The following is a 17,776-nucleotide window of genomic DNA, read 5'->3' on the forward strand; positions in this document are numbered from 1 at the left end:
ATATTTGAAATGTTAAAATTTTTAAAAGGTTTATTTTCTAATGATATATCAATTGATTTAGGAACCGCTAACACATTAATTTACACAAAAGAAAATGGAATCGTCTTGGACGAACCTTCTGTAGTGGCAATTAAGGAAACTAATGGACAGAAGTCTGTTATTGCCGTAGGACATGATGCAAAAAAAATGCTTGGAAGAACTCCGGGTCAAATGGATGCTATCAGACCATTAAGAGATGGAGTCATAGCGGACTTTAATGTGACAGAAAAAATGCTCCAGCACTTTATCAAAAAAGTTTCAAATAATAGCATCTTGTCTCCAAGTCCACGGGTTCTAGTTTGCGTTCCATCAAAGGCAACTCAAGTTGAGAAAAGAGCTATCAGAGAATCAGCATTATCTGCTGGCGCGAGCGTTGTTAAGTTGATTGAGGAACCTATTGCAGCGGCATTGGGCGCAGGAGTAGACATTGATAAACCTAGAGGCAGTATGGTTATTGATATTGGTGGTGGAACTTCTGAAGTTGCTATCCTGTCTTTGAATGGAATTGTTTATTCAGAGTCTCTAAAAGTTGGTGGCGATAAATTTGACGAGGCAATACAGGCTTATGTTAGAAGAAAATTTGGAGTAGTAATTGGAGAAACAACAGCCGAATTAATCAAATTACAAGTCGGTTGCGCAACATTAAGTTGTAAAAAAGAATTCGAAGCTTATGAGTTCAGAGGAAGAAATTTAGCTGAAGGTATACCTGAATTAGTCATCTTCGAAAAAGAAGATGGCTTTAGAGCGCTCGAAAATCAAACATCAGCAATAGTAAGATCTGTCAGAACTGCACTTGAATTAGCTCCTCCAGAGCTTGCAGCAGATATATCACAAGATGGAATTGTATTAACTGGAGGTGGAGCACTATTGCATTGTTTAGACACCCTGATAGAACAAAGTACAGGAATACCTACAACAGTTGCTGAAGATCCTTTAACCTGTGTTGCTAGAGGTGGCGGAATTGCCCTAGGTTTGATGGATAAAGATTTCGATCTTTTTGCTGATGAGTAATGCCAAGAGAAATATTTACATTTAGAAAAAAAATAATTCTCACCTTTTCTTACATTCTTTTAATAGTCGCCCTAGTTTTAAGTTCGAACTACTTTAATTTAAACGAAACTTCACAAAGGTATTTAGTGAAGGCATTAAAGATACCTGAAAACTTTATCGAAAACATTTCACAGGAATTTAAAGAATACGAAAGTTTAAAAATTGTTGATCTCGAAAATGAGATCATAAAATTAAAAAATGATATTTATGAATCAGAACTAAAGGTTAGATCTTTAGAAAATTCAAAATCCTATAATACAAATATAACTACATCTAAAAGCACAAAAAAATCTTACGTCTCAGCTTTTGATCAGGTTAATTATAGCTGTTGTAAAAAACATGTAATTTACCTTCAAGCTGAAAATACTTCAGGTAATCAGGTTTTTTCTGTATCTCAAGGAGATTTTATTATCGGCAAAACAAACGGATTAGTAGCTAATGAATTTAAAGTAAGACTATTGAGCGATCCTGAAGAATTTATTTCTTTAAAGAATTCAAAAAATTTCTACTGTATAGCCCAAGGAAATGGACTACCACAAGAAACAGTTTGTTTTAATGAATCAAAAGCATCAACTTATGAAATAGGAGATACATTTTTTTCAACAGGGTTCGATGGAATTTACCCAAAAAACTTAATCGCTGGAAAGCTGACTAAAATTGAAATAGTAGAAGGAAATATGTTCAAAGAGAAGTTAACAATTGAGCTTTTCTTTGATCCTTATCAATCCATAGACAAAGGAGTCACTCTATATGACTGATATCTTTAGAATTTTTCGGCTTTTGCTAGTCATAGTTGTAAATTATTTATTGCTTAGCTTTAATTTATGGAAATGGGCACCAGACCTTTTTTTAATTCAATCATTATTGGCAATTGTAATTCTCAAAGAGCCCCCTGGAATTTATTATTTTGTTTTTAAGGGTTTTTTAATTGATCTTTTCTTTAGTGAACTTTCAATTCCGTATACTTTAACTTTTTTTATTATTGGACTGTTTTTAAAATTCTCAAAGATAAATTGGATTCAGAAGTCTTTAGTTGAGCAAGTAACGCTAATTTTATTGGTAAGTTATTTTCTAAACTTACTATTAAGTACAGTAAATACTTATTCAACTGAAAATGAGCTGAGATTTTTGGTGAATCCATTTATTAATGCGTTTGTTTGGATACTAATTTTCCTCAATCAAAGAAAAAAATGGTTAAAAAACATTTAATTGGAATTTTAAGGATTTTCCTTTATTTGCTTGCAGTATTTCTGCTAAGCTTCCATCTTTTTGGCATTTCATTAAATTTTTCAAATATAAACTCATTTTTTATAAATAAAATTTTTGCAGGTAAGCTTTCCTATGAAGGTATTTCTTTTAGACAAAGTTTAAAAGGCATTGATATAAATCTCGAAAATTTTAATTATGATGGAGATATAAAAGTAGAGGGGCAAAATCTATTTTTAAAACTTAACCTTCTAAATTCTTTTCTATCTAAAGAAGTTTACATTGATTTTCTATTTATTGATGAAGCTTCAATCAGAGTTAACCCCTCAAATGAGAGAAGAAATATCATTAATTTTTTTGTAAAAGAGGGAAGTATAAAAAGAGCATTGTTGGGAAAAGCAAATATTGAAAGTCTTAATATTGCTAATTTTAGAACAGAGGGTAGAAGGTTTGGTTTTACATTTAAAGAGTCGAGTATTTCTCTTGATAATGCACTTAAAAATATCTCTGGCTTTAGTGGAATTGCTTCTTATGAAAATCAAAAGTTAAAACTTTTAATTGATTCCAATATAGCACTGTTTAACTTAGATATATATGAAGAAGAGAGGGTTCTTAGTGATTTAAGAGGACTACTTTCACTTGATTTTAATGATAAATTTAAAATACTTCCCTCCTTCCTGAATGCTGAAACTGCAAATTCTCAGCAATTTTTTAATATAAATTTTGATAAAGCATTAAAATTAAAAGTACTTACCCTTGGAGACAGTAGAGACATATATTATTGGGCTCCGTCTAATCTAGCTGCAAATGATTTTTTTAGACAAAGCAACATATTTTCTGAAGATGTAAAATCTATTTTTTCGTTAACTTTATTGAATGACAATAGATCTTTAAGTGGAAAAATTTTGCTTTCAAATCCAAAAATTCAATTTCTTCCAAGAAATTTTGATATTAATTATGTAGAAATGAATGTAGATAATTTTAAAGTTGATGCTGTTGCTAATGGCACTCTTCCTTTTACTGACAGCGAAAATGTTTATATAGACTACTCATTTGCAGAAGAAGTTTTTAAAGCAAGTTTTTTAGATGATTTTAAAGATCCTTTTTCAATATCTTTTGACAATAAAGGCTCAGTAAGAGCAATCAATGGTTCTTTAAAGCCAAATGTAGGTGCAAGTTATCATATTAATTTTTTTGATAATCAGATTTTTGTTAATTCTGATCTTCTGCAACTAAAGTTTTTATTTTCTAAGAGCTTAAATATCTTTGCTGATAATTATCTATTTGAAATAAGTAAAATTGATTCAAATTTATTTGCATTTGAACAGGAATATCCGTCAAGTTTTAATTTCGATTTATCAAATCTATCTGTTAAGAACCTTAATACCAAGTTTTATGTTAACTATTCGAACTATATTAAGGAAAATTTTCCAAATCTAACTTTTGAAAAATTTTCTATTGAAACCAAAAACATCTCCGCAAACATTTCTTCAAACAGCCTTGAATTTTTTGGCAATTTTTTGGTTGATGGAGAAGATATTAAATACTCTGATACTTCTTTTGATTTTGATGCTTTGAGGGTGCTTTCATTGATTGATTTGAGAACAAGCTTTTCAAGTTTTTTAAACCTAAATTTTGATAAATATGAAAGAGATTCATTTTATGTTGATCGGCTAGATGGAGAAATGTTGATTCAGGGAAATAATCTTATAAATATTAGTAATTTAGAGTTAGATTTTGGTCCAGCAAAGGCAGATATTAATGGGACAATAGCAACTAATTCTCTTTTGTATGATACATATGATTTAAATTTAGATTTCACTACTAAAATTTCTCAGGCTCTTCCGTGGTATGTTGCAATATTTGGAGGTATACCTGCTGCTGCAGGAGCAGCACTAGTTACTGGAATTTTAGACGATAACATCAATGAAATAACAAAAACAAGTTACAAAATCAAAGGGAATAACAATAATTTGGAAGTTTTAAACAACTAGAAAACTTACTATTCCGAGAAAAGTAACAAACCCAATTAAATCTGTGATTGTAGTGATAATTACACCTCCAGAAATCGCGGGGTCATATCCAATTTTTCTAAGGATGTAGGGCAAAAGAAAACCACCTACAGCAGCCATAATTAAATTTAAAATCATTGCAATGGATATAGCTATTGCAAGATTGTAATCAGAGAACCAAAAGAAAGTAATTCCAAAAATGAAAATTGAAAAAAAGATTCCATTCACTATTGAAACGATAAATTCTCTTCTGAATAAATACCTAAAATTTTTCCTGTTTAATTTTCTCATTGCTTCTGCTCTTATATATATGCCTAGTGTTTGTGTTGCTGCTATTCCCCCCATACTTGCCACAATTGGCATGAGTACAGCAGCATATACAACTTTCTCGAAAACATCTGCAAATAGACTAATTGAAGCTGCAGCTATAATTGCAGTTAAAAGATTGATAGAAAGCCAAAAAATTCTATTTTTTATTGATTTTTTGGGAGATGAAAAAACATCTTCTTCGATTTGTGCAAGTGCTCTAAAATCTTCTTGAACCTCATCTGCACCAATTTCGATAATATCATCTACGGTAATTCGACCAAGAAGCTGATTTTTATCATTAACTACTGGTGCTGAAAATAAATCCTTTGCCTTAAATAAATCATAAACATCTACTTCATTTAGCTCAGAACTTATTGGTTCAAATTCTGTATCCATTACCTCTCTTACAGTCATATTTTGATCAGATGTTAAGATTTTTGTTATAGGCAGAATACCCAAATATTCATCGTTTTTTGTTACAACATAAATATCATCAGTATTTTGGGGCAAATTTTTTAAAAATCTTAGATACCTAGAGACAAGTTCAATGGTGTTTTCAGCCCTTACTGTAATAACATCGGTATTCATTAATCCCCCTGCTGATTCCTCTGGGAAATCAATAACATTTTCAATTCTTCCTCTATCTCTAGAATTCATTAATGCAAGAACATCATTAGTGATTTTTTCTGGAAGTGCTTGCAAAATATCTACTAAATCATCAACTTCTAGATCACTAATTGCTAATGAAATTTCTTCAGGCTCCATTTCTTTTAGCAATTCGTCTCTAAGCTGTTCATCTAGCTCTCCAAGAACTTCACCTTCATATTCAAGCTCAATTGAATCCCATATTATTTTTCTTTCTTGAGGAGGCGAGTTCTGAATTAAAGATGCAAGATCATTCGCTGACATTTCTTTCAAAATATTACTAAGTTTTGATTTAAATTCAGGGTTTGCTATCGTTTCTTGAATTAATTCATATTTTGAAGACGAAATTTTTTCTGCCATCAAATTATTTTACTTTATAAATTTTTAATTTATTTCGCCAAAATAAAGTTTTTGGGCAAGTCGGTCATTTTGAACTGTCTCTGGAGGCCCATTAAGCAAGATTTCCCCTTGATTCATAAGAATTATCTCATCACAAACTTTCATAACATCACGAAAATTATGATCACTAATAAAAATTGTAAGGTTTTCTTTTAAATCCTTTAATATTTTTATTATTTCTTCAACTGAAATTGGATCTACACCTGCAAAAGGCTCATCAAGAAGAATACATTTAGCATCTAAAAGAATAGCTCTGAGAATTTCTGTTTTTCTCTTCTCTCCTCCCGATAGAAATTTAGCTTTAATATTAGCTTTATTTTGTAACTTCATCTTTTCAAGATAAAAATCAATTTTTTCTGTGTGTTTATTCTGTATTTTTTTAAATTGCAGCTCGATTGCAGCAGTTAAATTTTCTAAGAGACTCAACTCTTCAAATAAAGAATCCTCTTGTGGTACATATTTAAGACCTTGTAAAGCTCGCTTTTCAATGTCATACCTAGATACCTCTTTTTTACCAAGAAAAATTTCCCCTGTGTCAATGGAAGAAAGTCCAGCAACTGATCTGAATAATGTAGTTTTGCCAGCTCCATTTGCTCCAAGCAGGCCCGTAATCTTATTGGGTTTTAACTCAAAGCTTATAAATTTTAAAAGCATTTTCGAGGAAATTTTCTTTGTAATATTTTTTACTTTAATCATTTTCTTTAAGAATAATTTTCACCTCTTGTGTTTTAATTTCATTGCCTTGCCTAAAGATAATTACATTATCTCTCAGGAATAAAGTGTTTTGAATTATTTGTAACTTATTGGCTTGACCATTTATTTTTTCACCATTTTCTCTAAAACTTAGCTCTATTGGAGATCCTGAGGCATCAATTTGCTCATTGTTTTGATTAACAATTAATTCATTTGCTTTGAATGAGATTTCATTCGAATTAAAAGTCACTTTTTCTAAATACTTGATAAAGTTTTTTTCTGTATCAATTTCAACCATCTCAGCTTGAATTTCATATTCAGTTGAAGAAGCTTTTGAAGACAAAAAAATTAAAAGGAATAAAAGAAAACTTCTATAAAACATTTGCTTCTAAGATTTCATGCATGGTTATGAATCCTTGAATCTTATTTTTCTGATTTACAGCTAAATAATAGACCTTATTTTTCTTCATGAATTTCGCTGCATCAACTACTAACTTTTCTGATTCAATGGATTTAAATTTTTTAGTCATTACTTTGGCAACTTGGACATTATTGATATCGATATTTTTTTGTAGTTGCCTTCTTAAATCTCCATCTGAGAATATGCCAACTATTTTCTTTTTAGTATTTTTTATTAAAGCAAAACCCTGTTTTTTTTCAGATATTCTTACAATCACATCTTTTATAAGAGCTTTATCACTTACAACTGCTGCACTCTTAATTGGAATCATTAAATCAGTAACTTTAAGAGTAAGTTTCTTACCAAGTTTGCCTCCAGGATGCGATCTAGCAAAATCTTTTGATGAAAAGCCCTTTGCTTTGAGCAATGAAACTGCAATTGAATCTCCTAGAGCAAGCATTACTGTAGTGCTTGCCGTTGGGGCTAGATCATTGGGGCAAGCTTCTTTTGAAACTTTTACCTTAACATGTACTTTAGATTCTTTTGCTATTGAAGAATTTTCATTTTCTGTAATTGAGAAAAGTGGTATTTTTTTTGCTTTAATTGCGGGTATAAGGTCGATTATTTCTTTACTTTCACCTGATTTTGATAAAACAATTATGCAATCATTTTTTTCTATCATTCCCATATCGCCATGCAAAGCTTCTGCTGGATGTATAAAAAAAGATGAAGTTCCAGTACTTGAGAAAGTTGCTGAAATTTTATTTGCAATATGTCCAGATTTCCCTACTCCAGTTAGAAAAACTTTGCCTTTACAATTTAAAATTTCTTGGCATAAATCACCCACATTGAAATCTTTTGATGCATAAAAGGCTTTAAGTTCCTTTAATTCTATTAAAAAAGCCTTTTTTGCCTCTTTTTGGAAAATATTTTTTTTCATTTCAATTTATAATCTACACATGATACGACTTTTTTTAACAAAAATATTTATCATTTTTTCTATATCTTCACCTATAGCATCAGACGATAACGAAAATGCATTTAATTTTATTAATGAGAATGCAGTTTATTTTTTGACAATTATTAAGACTGAAGGTTCAAAATATGATGAAAAACCTGATGAATTTAAAGAAAAATTAAAAAATATATGGGAGCCTATGGTTGACGTTAGTCTTGTATCAAGGCTTATTTTAAGTAAAGCGTATAGGACTGCAACTGAAGAACAAATTTTACTTTTTCAAACTAGAACAAAAAAACTCTTACTTGATACCTATATTACAGCACTTCTAGAGTTTGAAGATTATGAGTTAGAGACAAGTAGAAAAATAAAAGAAAATAAAAATAAAACGCTTGAAGTAGAAATAAACTTTTTTTCTGCATCCGATTCTTTTAAAGCAAAATTTACTCTTTATAAAAATAAACAAGGTGAGTTGAAAATCATAAATATAATTATTGATGGAATAAATCTTGGACTTACTTTTAGAAATCAATTTCAAGATAATTTAAAAAATGAAAACTACGATTTAGACAAAGCTATTGAAACTTGGAAGCCTCTTTACATTGATTAAATATGGAAAGATTAATAATTAAAGGAGGAAATCAGCTTCATGGAGATGTTTATTGTTCAGGAGCTAAAAATGCAGGTCTGCCCATAATTGCCGCCACAATTCTACTTGAAAAAACAATTGAAATTGAAAATCTACCACATCTTAAAGATATCTCTACCATGCTCGAATTGCTTAACTCCATGGGATCTGAAATTAATTTTCTTGAGAGTGGAGGTATAGAGATTAATTCTTCAAATATTAACTTACCGGAGGCTCGGTATGAGCTTGTTAAAACTATGAGAGCTTCGGTGCTTGTGATGGGACCTCTTTTGGCGAAGTATGGAAAAGCGAAAATTTCTCAGCCAGGAGGATGTAACATTGGAACAAGGCCAATCGATTTCCATTTAAAAGGGCTTGAAATGATGGGGGCTAAAATCGAGTCTGATAAAAAATTTATATATCTTAAAGCTCAAAAACTTAATCCAATTGACTTCACATTTCCAAAAGTTTCTGTAACAGGTACTGAAAATTTAATGATGGCAGCATCATTAACACTAGGTAAAACAGTATTGAGAAATTGTGCTAAAGAGCCTGAGGTTGCTGAATTAGCAAATTTTTTGAATTCTTGTGGAGCGAGAATCTCTGGTGCAGGAGGATCTATAATTGAAATAGAGGGAACTGAACTTCTTAATGGTCAAAAATGGAAAATTCTTTCAGATAGAATCGAGGCAGGAACTTATTTAATTGCAGCCGCGATGACTAATGGACATGTCAAAGTTAATAATATATCTCCTTCAACTATAAAAATTATCTACCAAAAACTTTCTGATACTGGAGTAAAGATTAAATTAGAAAAAAATGCAGTTGAGGCTGATGCAACAACAACTGACCTACAAGCAACAGATATTTGTACAAAACCTTTTCCAGGGTTTCCTACTGATATGCAAGCTCAATTCATGGCATTGAATTCAATATCACATGGCAGTTCAATTATTGAAGAAACAGTTTTTGAAAATAGATTTCAGCATGTAATCGAATTAAGGAAAATGGGAGCAAATATTAGCCTAGAAAACAATCAAGCAAAAATAATTGGAGTGCCGAACCTTGTAGGGTCAGTTGTAAAGGCATCAGATCTAAGAGCATCTGCTAGTTTAGTTTTAGCAGGATTAGTAGGCAAAAATCGCACTCAAATCGATGATATATTCCATATAGATAGGGGTTATGAATGCATTGAAGAAAAATTAAATAAATTAGGAGCTGAAATTATTAGGGAACCAGTAATCTAGCAGGTATTTCAGTTGTTTTAATTAAAACTCTTTGCTTTTTTCCATCTCTTATTATTTCGAGCTCAAGAGAATCACCAGGAGTAATGCTATTTATTGATGCTTTAAGCGTTGACCAAATAGCCTCAGAGTCTTTAATTGAAATAATAATATCTCCATTAATGAGACCATTATCATCATTCTTTTGTTCGTTTGAAATAACAAGTAAGGCTCTCTGTGAGATATTATCTTTATCAGTATAAATGAAAGGTCTAAAAGAGAGACTCCCAATCCATGCTCTTTTTACCTTACCATATTTAATTATTTCCTCAGAAATGCTCAAAATTTTATCAGATGGAATTGCAAAACCTACACCATCTGAACCACCAGATAGTGTTGCAATCGAAGTATTAATTCCTACTAATCTTCCCTTTGAATTTACCAGGGCACCCCCAGAATTTCCTTTATTTATCGAAGCATCTGTTTGAAGAATATCAAGATAAGGATTACCAAAATTTCTACCTGTTGCACTTAAGATACCTGATGATACTGATATTCCTACATTGAATGGGTTACCAATTGCGTATACTCGATCGCCAATTTTCAAGTCTAGTTTAGTTTCAATTTGCATTGGTTTTAATCCAGTTGCATTAACCTTTATAACAGCTATATCAGAGTATTCGTCGAACCCTACGATATTTGCATTGTATTTATCACCTAATATGTTTGCTGATATATCATATGCACCTCTCAATAAGTGATAAGCAGTAACTATATACCCATCTTGTGAAATGATTATTCCAGAACCAAAATTTTTTGAAGATCTTGTCGTGGTTGTTTCTAACTTCACAATTGAACTAGATATATTATTAAAATCAATTTCAGACTTATTAGAATCATAGTTTTGATAAAGTACAATCTGAACACCTACAAAAAGGCCCAGAAATAAAATAGTCAAAAAAAAGTATCTCATGTTTAAAATCGAAAACCTTTATATTAATATATACCGAATCAAATTTTAGTGTTTTATGAAAACTTCTTCTTTAACTACAAAAGATATCGTACAAAAATGGTATCTAATTGACTGCTCAGGTAAAAAACTGGGACGTTTGTCTGTGCAAATTGCAAATATATTGAGAGGAAAAAATAAGCCTGAATATACACCTAACTCTGATGTTGGTGATTTCGTTGTTTTAATAAATGCTGAAAGGGTTGAAATAAGTGGAAATAAATCAAAAGACAAAATTTATTTTAAGCATACTGGTTATCCTGGCAATCTAAAGGAAATTAACTTTCAAGATTTGTTGAATAAAGATCCTGAAAAAGTTTTGAGAAATGCTGTTAAGGGAATGTTGCCTAAAAATAGATTAAATAGAAAAATTATAAACAAACTCAAAGTCTATAGTGGAGAAAATCATCCTCATGAGGCTCAAAATCCAGAGGTAATTAATTAAATGAGCATTTTTATTGGTAGAAGAAAAGAAGCAACAGCAGTTGTAAGGTTAAAAAAAGGAAAGGGAGTTATTACCGTTAATAAAAAATCAATAGATGAATATTTCGGTAGAGATGTTGCAAAAATGATAGTAAAACAACCCTTAGCTCTTGCAGAAGTTGAAAAAAACTTTGATATCGATGTAAAAGTGAATGGAGGTGGTTCTTTCGGGCAGGCGGGAGCAATTAGGCTAGCCATTTCAAAAGCTTTAATAGAGGATAATGCTGAGTTAAGAGGGCCTATGAAGAAAGCAGGTTACCTTACTCGAGATTCAAGAGTAAAGGAAAGGAAGAAAGTAGGCCTCAAAAAAGCAAGAAAAAGTCCACAATTTTCTAAAAGATAATTTTTTGAACACAAAAAACACCGTTTTTTTTGTGTTCAAAATTGTTAATTGATAATTTCCATAATATAATGCTCCTGAATCTTCGTTGAATCGTTGATTAATTAGGGTTTAAAAGAATTTAAAAAAATTTTTTGAACACTAATTTGATGTTCAAAATGCAAGGAAAAAAAGCAAAACATATTCATATTTCAGAGGGAATGTCTCTTTATACAAGAGATAGATCCCCTTTTTACTGGGGATATATAAACATTGACGGGGAAGTTTTCAAAAAAAGTCTTAAAACTGATGATAAAGATGAAGCTATAAAACTCTTAACCCTTTGGAAAGACGAAATTTTAGAGGGAGGAAAAAAATTACTAGCACAAAAAATTAGCATACCGGCAAAAAAAACTTTGATTTCGAACACAAAACCTATTCCAAAAGAAAAGGTAAATAACACGAGGAGAAAAGCATTGCAGATAACTTCTTCAGTAGTTGGGGCAGTAACGGTGGCTGGGTTTGCAGTTCCTTTCCTCAGCGCATGGCAACCGAGCGAAAGAGCAAAAGCACTTGGAGCAAGTGTGAAATATGACTTATCAAAATTAGAACCTGGTGCAATGGCGGTTGTAGAATGGCGAAGAACTCCAATTTTTATCGTACACCAGACTACTGAAGCTATTAAAAATTTACCGTCTCTGAATCAAAAAGTTGCAAATCCTGCATTAGAGGAAGGAGTTTCAAGAACAACAAACGAGAAGTTCTCTGTTGTTAAAGGAGTTTGCACCCATTTGTCCTGTGCACCTAAATATCATCCAGAGATAGAGCCAAAAGCATGGGATGAAGATTGGAAAGGAGGTTTCTTTTGCCCTTGTCACGGTTCAAAATTTGATCTTGCTGGAAGGGTTTATAAAAATGTTCCTGCCCCTACAAACTTAGAAGTGCCCCCTCATTCTTTTCAGGGCGATACATTAATAATAGGAGAAGCATAATGGCGAGTAAAAATTCTTTAATGTCTTGGATAGATAGAAGACTTCCAGTTACAGAAAACCTTGAAAGACATCTAACTAAACATCCAGTTCCGAGTAAGGTGAATTTCTTTTATCTCTTCGGAGCATTGTTAATGGTTGTTTTTATGATTCAAGTAATAACAGGCATTTGGTTGATGATGTTTTATACCAATACAGAAGAAGGTGCATTTGCAAGTGTTGAGTACATCATGAGAGATGTGGAATATGGATGGCTTATGAGGTACATGCATAGCACTGGGGCTAGTGCATTTTTCTTTTTAATGTATTTCCATATGTTTAGAGGTCTACTTTATGGCTCATACCAAAAACCAAAAGAATTAGTATGGTTGTTTGGTTGCTTTTTGTTATTTTTACTAATGGCTGAAGGTTTCTTGGGATATGTTCTTCCATGGGGTCAAATGTCTTACTGGGCAGCAAATGTAATTCTTTCCCTTTTTGGTGCTATTCCCTTTATAGGTGAATCTTTACAAGTTTGGATTCAGGGTGATTATGTTTTATCTGGAGCAACATTGTCTAGGTTTTTTGCATTGCATGTAGTTGTAGTTCCACTACTAATGATAGCGTTAGTTGTTTTCCATATCTTTGCATTGCATGAAGTAGGCGCAGGAAATCCTGAGGGTGTTGATATAGAGAAATACAGAGACAAAACTGGAATGCCTTTGGATGGAAAACCATTCCATCCATATAAAACATTTGGAGCGCTTCCAGCAATTGGTATCTTTTTTATTGTGTTTTTTGCAATAGTTTATTACGCACCTACAGGTGGCGGATATTTCATAGAAAAACCAAACTTTGAAGAGGCTAATTTCCTTAAAACTCCTGAGCATATTGCACCTGTCTGGTACTATGCCCCTTTTTATTCGATTCTTAGAGCTGTAACATTTGGTATTCCCTTTTTAGGTATTACTAGTAAGTTTTTAGGATTTATAATTTTTGCTGCAAGCATTGCAATTTTATTCATTGTTCCTTGGTTAGATCGATCTAAAGTTCAAAGCATCAGATACAAAGGTATCTTTAGCAAAATTGCGATGATTATGTTTGCAACTTCTTTCATTACCTTGGGATATCTTGGGACAAAACCAGTTAATGAGATTAGAACTTTAATCGCGCAAATTTGTACTATTTTTTATTTCTTGCCATTTTTGCTAATGCCAATTTATACCAAGTATGAAAAAACTCTTGAGGTTCCAGATAGACTGTGAAAAAGTTAATTTTTCTAGCTTTTTTTATTTCACTTTTTAGCTATTCAGCTGGAGAAAATAAATGTGGTGAACTTGAAAAGTGCTTTTCTTTCAATTCATCTGTTCATGACAGGGACTCCCTTCAAAGAGGGTTGGGCATATATAAAAACTATTGTTCAAGCTGCCATACTCTCAGATATTTAAGATGGAACAGGCTTCAAAGAGATTTAGATATACCTGAAACAGTATTAATTGATGATTTGATTTCAAATGAAAACGTCAAGACTTCAGATTTTGTTACCTTTGGACTTCCTGAGATTTCTCCAATTGGAGCTCCTGACTTGACTCTTCGAACAAGAGTTCGTGGAGATGATTGGATTTATACTTATTTACAAACATTTTATCAAGACACATCCCAAGCAACAGGTTCAAATAACTTAGTTTATCCAGGAACAGCAATGGCACATGTTCTAATTGGGCTACAAGGGACACAAGAGCTTGACAGCAATGGTAAACTTAAACAGTTAAGTAAAGGAGCACTAGAACCAGAAGAGTTTGATTCTGCAATGGAAGATCTTGTTAATTTCTTAGCTTATGCTTCAGAACCAGCAAGGATTGAAAGAGAGAGAAACGGAATATATGTAATTTTGTTTTTTGTTGTTTTCACTGCGGTAATGTGGCTCTTATACAGAGAATATAAATGATTTTTTATTCAGAAGAGAAAGGACATTTTAGTCATATGGTAAGGATAGTCCTTGCAGAAAAAGATATTTCTTGCGAGATAAAAGAGTTTGATCCTGATGCAAAATTACCTGAAGAATTAGCTACATTATCTCCATATAATAAATTGCCAGTAATTGTTGATAGAGAAGTAACAATTTATGAACCAAGAATTATTTTAGAATATCTCGATGAAAGGTTTCCTCATCCACCATTACTACCAATCTATCCTAACGAAAAAGCTGAATGTAAGCTTTTGATACAAAGAATCGAAAACGATTGGCTGCCCATAATTGATAAAATGATGGCACCAAATGTTTCACAAAAAGAATTCGATGCAAACAAAAAACAACTTGCTACACTCTTATCTGGCATTGTGCTTATATTGAAAGAGAAACCATACTTTATGAGCGATGAATTTACACTTGTTGATTGTTATATGTCTGCAATTTTATATCGACTACCATATTTAGGTGTGACTGTTCCAAAGAGTAAAAATTTTGAAAGTATTAAAAAATATCAGGATAAGCTTTTTTCACGCCCAAGCTTCGATCTTTCTTTAACAGATACAGAAAGAGACTTAAAATACTCCTTTAGTTAAGTTCACTCAACTATTTTGATTCGTTGTACACGCATTTCATAGGGATCAAATTCTTGTGAATAATAATCTCTAAAAGTTGTTATTTCATAATTTAAACCAAAATTAAAACGTACATATGCAGCTATTTGATAAAGCTCATATTCATCACTAGAAATAATGTGGATATAATCGAAATCTTCTCTAGCTCTATGGACTAATATTATTTCTTCTATTCCTGAATTTAATAGTTCTTCGTATTTCCTATTTCCAATAGAAATGTTTAAAAATTCACTAATTATTGAGTCTAATTGATTTTCAACAATAAGAATTTCAGAACTTATTTCATTATCGTTTAGTTTTGTTTTCAATTCGTTGAGTTGAATGGACATGTTTTTGTTAGCAATAATTGCTATTTTGGATTTATTTAATTGTTTGATATGTTTTGCCATTTTTTCATATTTTCTGCTAATTTCTGAATTATTAAATTGGTTATTTTTTATTGACTCAGCCATTGTATAGGTCGAAAAAATTAGAACTGATATAAAATAGATTTTTTGCATATGAACTTTTACATTATACCCACTCCAATTGGCAACCTTAATGATTTAACTGTTAGAGCAAAAAAAACTATTAAAAATTTAGATATTTTAATAGTTGAGAGTAAACAAAAATCAAGAATACTTCTGGAAAAAATCAATGTAAAAGATAAGAAAATCTTAATATATAACGATAGTTCAGACGCAAATAATAGAAAAGGAATTTTAGATATTCTAAAAGCAGGAAAGGTTTGTGGATTAATTTCTGATGCAGGAACTCCATTACTTTCTGATCCTGGCTATAAGTTAATAAAGTATTTAATTAATAATCATGTCAATGTAGTACCTCTCCCTGGAGCTACCTCTATAACAACTGGGTTAATAGCTAGCGGACTTCCTACAGATAAATTTCAATTTTTAGGGTTTTTCCCTAAAACAAAAAAAGATAAGGGAAATTTTTATAGTGAACTAAACAGAAAAAATATAACTTCAATCTTTTTTGAATCCTCACATAGAATTCTGCAAACACTTGAGGATATTTTTTTAATTTATCCAACCTCTGAATTAGTAGTTGCAAAAGAATTAACAAAAATACATGAAAAATTTCTTAGAGGTGCTCCAGAAAAAATACTTAATGAATTTAAATTAGATAAAAATCTGAGTTCAGGTGAATTTGTGATCTTATTTTATAAGGAAAATATTTCTGAAGATTTTTCAAAAGCAGATTTGTTGTTCAGTTTGCTAAAAAATAAACTGCCCTTAAAAGAAATTGCTAAATTATCTGAAAAGTTATTTAAAAATAATAAAAATAAAACCTATAAAAGATATTTGTCTTTTTCTAAAAAGAGTTGATATTATATTGTGCTGAGTTGGTCGGATGATCGCTAGCTGGTGTTTTGCCGTAAGAGCTTACCTCTTAAGAAGGATGCAACAGTTAGAGGAAAGTCCGGACTTCATAGAGCAGAGTGCCAGCTAACTGCTGGAGAGTGTGAGCTCATGGAAAGTACAACAGAAAATATACCGCCGCAAGGTAAGGGTGAAAAGGTAAGGTAAGAGCTTACCGCTTAAGATTAAAGTCTTAAGGCATTGGAAACCCCACTCGAAGCAATGCCAAATAGAGGTCATATCATGTTGCTCGCATGTGATCTGGGTAGGCAGCGAGAGCACTTTGGTGACAGAGTGCCAAGATAGATGATCATCTTGAACAGAATCCGGCTTATAGACCAACTCAAATCTCTCGATTAAAATTTCACTATGTCTACTTGGAAGATTCTAGATGAAGATTTTGATAAAGCTAAGATAATGGCTTTAGGTGTTGGAGGATGTGGAGGAAATATTATTAGCAATATAGCTGATTCAGGCGTTAATGGAATTGAACTCGTATCGTTAAACACTGATAGCCAAGAACAAAACATTATTCATAAATCTAAAAAAATAAAGATTGGCGAAGGTCATGGGGCTGGGAATAACCCTGATACTGCAAATAAAATTGCCCAAGATTCAGAAGATATAATAAGAAAAATATTTGATGAAAAGCCTGAAGTATTGTTCCTCACAGCTGGAATGGGAGGAGGAACAGGTACAGGCGCAACACCAGTAGTTGCAAGAATAGCTAAAGAATTAGAAATTCTGACTATTGCACTGGTTACTACACCCTTTGAAAGTGAGGGAGGGAGAAAAACAGATCAAGCCCTACAAGGCATTGATACATTAATCAATTATGTTGATTGTTTAATTGAAATTCCAAATCAAAAAATTTATGAGATAAGTAAAGAGAAAATAGGGAATACATCGGCAGCATACAAATTACTAAATGATGAAATTAAAAAGATTATTAAAGAAATTAGCAGCATGCTTCTTCAGCCAAATAAAAAAAATATAGATTTCTCTGATCTTAAGTCTGTAATTAAAGGTAATGGTTATGCCATAGTTGGTCTTGGAGAATCTTCTGGACAAAACAGAACAAAAAACGCAATCGATAAAGCATTAACAAACCCTTTTTTTAATCAAAGAGATATTCGTAATGCAAAAGGGGTAATATTTTTTATGAAAGGAAGTAATGATTTTTCCTTCAGTGAATTTGAGGAAGGAAGGAATGCTGCAAAAAATCTTTCTGAAGAAAATGCCCAATTTATCAATGGATTTTCAACAGATGAAATGATGGGAGAAAATGTTTCAGTTATGTTTATTGCAACAGGACTACGAAGAAGAAGAGGAAGTTACATAGATCAAAAAGTTCATATAGCAATTGATAACATTGGAAAGCTTGAAGAGGATGCTGGCGAATTTGTAAATATTGATGGCATGTCAAAAATTGATATTAAAAAATTTTTGAGAGGAGCCAAAGATTAAACA

20 protein-coding genes and 1 other RNA gene are annotated in these 17,776 nt (G+C 31.7%); 15 read left to right on the top strand and 6 right to left on the bottom strand.

Annotated elements, in window-relative coordinates; all coding sequences use genetic code 11:
- Positions 1-9: 9 nt before the first annotated feature.
- From M9B42_01530 to M9B42_01545, 4 genes are read left to right on the top strand one after another with little or no spacing between them, the layout of a single operon-like run.
- Positions 10-1,050 (top strand): rod shape-determining protein, encoded by a 1,041-nt coding sequence (locus tag M9B42_01530; protein URQ64526.1) that lies wholly within the window; start codon positions 10-12, stop codon positions 1,048-1,050.
- Positions 1,050-1,847: a hypothetical protein gene (locus M9B42_01535; GenBank protein URQ64527.1), complete on the top strand. Its 798-nt coding sequence runs from the start codon at positions 1,050-1,052 to the stop codon at positions 1,845-1,847. Before M9B42_01530 ends, M9B42_01535 begins: the two co-directional genes overlap by 1 nt.
- Positions 1,840-2,298 carry a hypothetical protein gene (locus M9B42_01540; GenBank protein URQ64528.1) on the top strand — a complete coding sequence of 153 codons (459 nt, stop codon included), beginning with the start codon at positions 1,840-1,842 and terminating at the stop codon, positions 2,296-2,298. Before M9B42_01535 ends, M9B42_01540 begins: the two co-directional genes overlap by 8 nt.
- Positions 2,280-4,289, top strand: coding sequence for an AsmA-like C-terminal region-containing protein (locus tag M9B42_01545; protein ID URQ64529.1), 2,010 nt, complete (start codon positions 2,280-2,282; stop codon positions 4,287-4,289). The genes M9B42_01540 and M9B42_01545 overlap by 19 nt, the downstream gene beginning before the upstream one ends.
- Here the strand turns inward: M9B42_01545 and mgtE are convergent.
- From mgtE to M9B42_01565, 4 genes are read right to left on the bottom strand one after another with little or no spacing between them, the layout of a single operon-like run.
- Complete coding sequence (gene mgtE, locus M9B42_01550; protein URQ64530.1) at positions 4,278-5,621, bottom strand: magnesium transporter; 1,344 nt, start codon at positions 5,619-5,621, stop codon at positions 4,278-4,280. The genes M9B42_01545 and mgtE overlap by 12 nt on opposite strands.
- Before the next feature lie 24 nt (positions 5,622-5,645).
- Positions 5,646-6,356 carry an ATP-binding cassette domain-containing protein gene (locus M9B42_01555; protein ID URQ64531.1) on the bottom strand — a complete coding sequence of 237 codons (711 nt, stop codon included), beginning with the start codon at positions 6,354-6,356 and terminating at the stop codon, positions 5,646-5,648.
- Complete coding sequence (locus M9B42_01560) at positions 6,349-6,696, bottom strand: hypothetical protein (protein ID URQ64532.1); 348 nt, start codon at positions 6,694-6,696, stop codon at positions 6,349-6,351. The genes M9B42_01555 and M9B42_01560 overlap by 8 nt, the downstream gene beginning before the upstream one ends.
- Before the next feature lie 28 nt (positions 6,697-6,724).
- A complete protein-coding gene (locus M9B42_01565) occupies positions 6,725-7,693 on the bottom strand; it encodes a KpsF/GutQ family sugar-phosphate isomerase (GenBank protein ID URQ64533.1) in 969 nt (322 codons plus the stop codon).
- 19 nt (positions 7,694-7,712) lie between these two features.
- Between M9B42_01565 and M9B42_01570 the strand changes: the two genes are divergently transcribed.
- The gene (locus M9B42_01570; GenBank protein URQ64534.1) at positions 7,713-8,321 is read left to right on the top strand and encodes an ABC transporter substrate-binding protein; all 609 of its coding nucleotides are present in this window, start codon (positions 7,713-7,715) and stop codon (positions 8,319-8,321) included.
- Positions 8,322-8,323: 2 nt separating this feature from the next.
- The gene (gene murA / locus M9B42_01575) at positions 8,324-9,586 is read left to right on the top strand and encodes a UDP-N-acetylglucosamine 1-carboxyvinyltransferase (GenBank protein URQ64535.1); all 1,263 of its coding nucleotides are present in this window, start codon (positions 8,324-8,326) and stop codon (positions 9,584-9,586) included.
- On the opposite strand, the gene M9B42_01580 is transcribed toward murA, so the two are convergent.
- Positions 9,567-10,535 carry a trypsin-like peptidase domain-containing protein gene (locus M9B42_01580; protein ID URQ64536.1) on the bottom strand — a complete coding sequence of 323 codons (969 nt, stop codon included), beginning with the start codon at positions 10,533-10,535 and terminating at the stop codon, positions 9,567-9,569. The two genes, murA and M9B42_01580, sit on opposite strands and share 20 nt — an antisense overlap.
- A 55-nt stretch (positions 10,536-10,590) precedes the next feature.
- On the opposite strand from M9B42_01580, the gene rplM reads away from it, so the two are divergent.
- From rplM to M9B42_01610, 6 genes are all read left to right on the top strand, one after another.
- Positions 10,591-11,016 (top strand): 50S ribosomal protein L13, encoded by a 426-nt coding sequence (gene rplM / locus M9B42_01585; GenBank protein ID URQ64537.1) that lies wholly within the window; start codon positions 10,591-10,593, stop codon positions 11,014-11,016.
- Positions 11,017-11,397, top strand: a complete 381-nt coding sequence (rpsI, locus tag M9B42_01590) for a 30S ribosomal protein S9 (protein URQ64538.1) — start codon at positions 11,017-11,019, stop codon at positions 11,395-11,397.
- A 413-nt stretch (positions 11,398-11,810) separates the two neighbouring features.
- On the top strand, positions 11,811-12,365 hold the full coding sequence (gene petA / locus M9B42_01595; protein URQ64785.1) for a ubiquinol-cytochrome c reductase iron-sulfur subunit: 555 nt from the start codon (positions 11,811-11,813) through the stop codon (positions 12,363-12,365).
- Positions 12,365-13,606 carry a cytochrome bc complex cytochrome b subunit gene (locus tag M9B42_01600; GenBank protein ID URQ64539.1) on the top strand — a complete coding sequence of 414 codons (1,242 nt, stop codon included), beginning with the start codon at positions 12,365-12,367 and terminating at the stop codon, positions 13,604-13,606. Before petA ends, M9B42_01600 begins: the two co-directional genes overlap by 1 nt.
- Entirely contained in the window at positions 13,603-14,289 is a 687-nt protein-coding gene (locus tag M9B42_01605) for a cytochrome c1 (GenBank protein URQ64540.1), read from the top strand. Before M9B42_01600 ends, M9B42_01605 begins: the two co-directional genes overlap by 4 nt.
- Positions 14,286-14,906: a glutathione S-transferase N-terminal domain-containing protein gene (locus M9B42_01610; GenBank protein URQ64541.1), complete on the top strand. Its 621-nt coding sequence runs from the start codon at positions 14,286-14,288 to the stop codon at positions 14,904-14,906. Before M9B42_01605 ends, M9B42_01610 begins: the two co-directional genes overlap by 4 nt.
- A gap of 2 nt (positions 14,907-14,908) precedes the next feature.
- On the opposite strand, the gene M9B42_01615 is transcribed toward M9B42_01610, so the two are convergent.
- Positions 14,909-15,397 carry a hypothetical protein gene (locus tag M9B42_01615; GenBank protein ID URQ64542.1) on the bottom strand — a complete coding sequence of 163 codons (489 nt, stop codon included), beginning with the start codon at positions 15,395-15,397 and terminating at the stop codon, positions 14,909-14,911.
- A gap of 48 nt (positions 15,398-15,445) precedes the next feature.
- Here M9B42_01615 and rsmI point away from each other — a divergent pair, with 48 nt between their 5' ends.
- The 3 genes from rsmI to M9B42_01630 all read left to right on the top strand — a co-directional run bounded on the left by rsmI (position 15,446) and on the right by M9B42_01630 (position 17,773).
- Complete coding sequence (rsmI, locus tag M9B42_01620; protein ID URQ64543.1) at positions 15,446-16,273, top strand: 16S rRNA (cytidine(1402)-2'-O)-methyltransferase; 828 nt, start codon at positions 15,446-15,448, stop codon at positions 16,271-16,273.
- A gap of 13 nt (positions 16,274-16,286) precedes the next feature.
- Positions 16,287-16,656: RNase P RNA component class A (gene rnpB, locus M9B42_01625), an RNA gene on the top strand.
- A 19-nt stretch (positions 16,657-16,675) separates the two neighbouring features.
- Complete coding sequence (locus tag M9B42_01630) at positions 16,676-17,773, top strand: cell division FtsZ family protein (protein URQ64544.1); 1,098 nt, start codon at positions 16,676-16,678, stop codon at positions 17,771-17,773.
- The last annotated feature ends 3 nt before the right edge of the window (positions 17,774-17,776 follow it).

The sequence above is a fragment of the SAR86 cluster bacterium genome (assembly GCA_023703535.1).
Taxonomy (GTDB): domain Bacteria; phylum Pseudomonadota; class Gammaproteobacteria; order Magnimaribacterales; family TMED112; genus TMED112.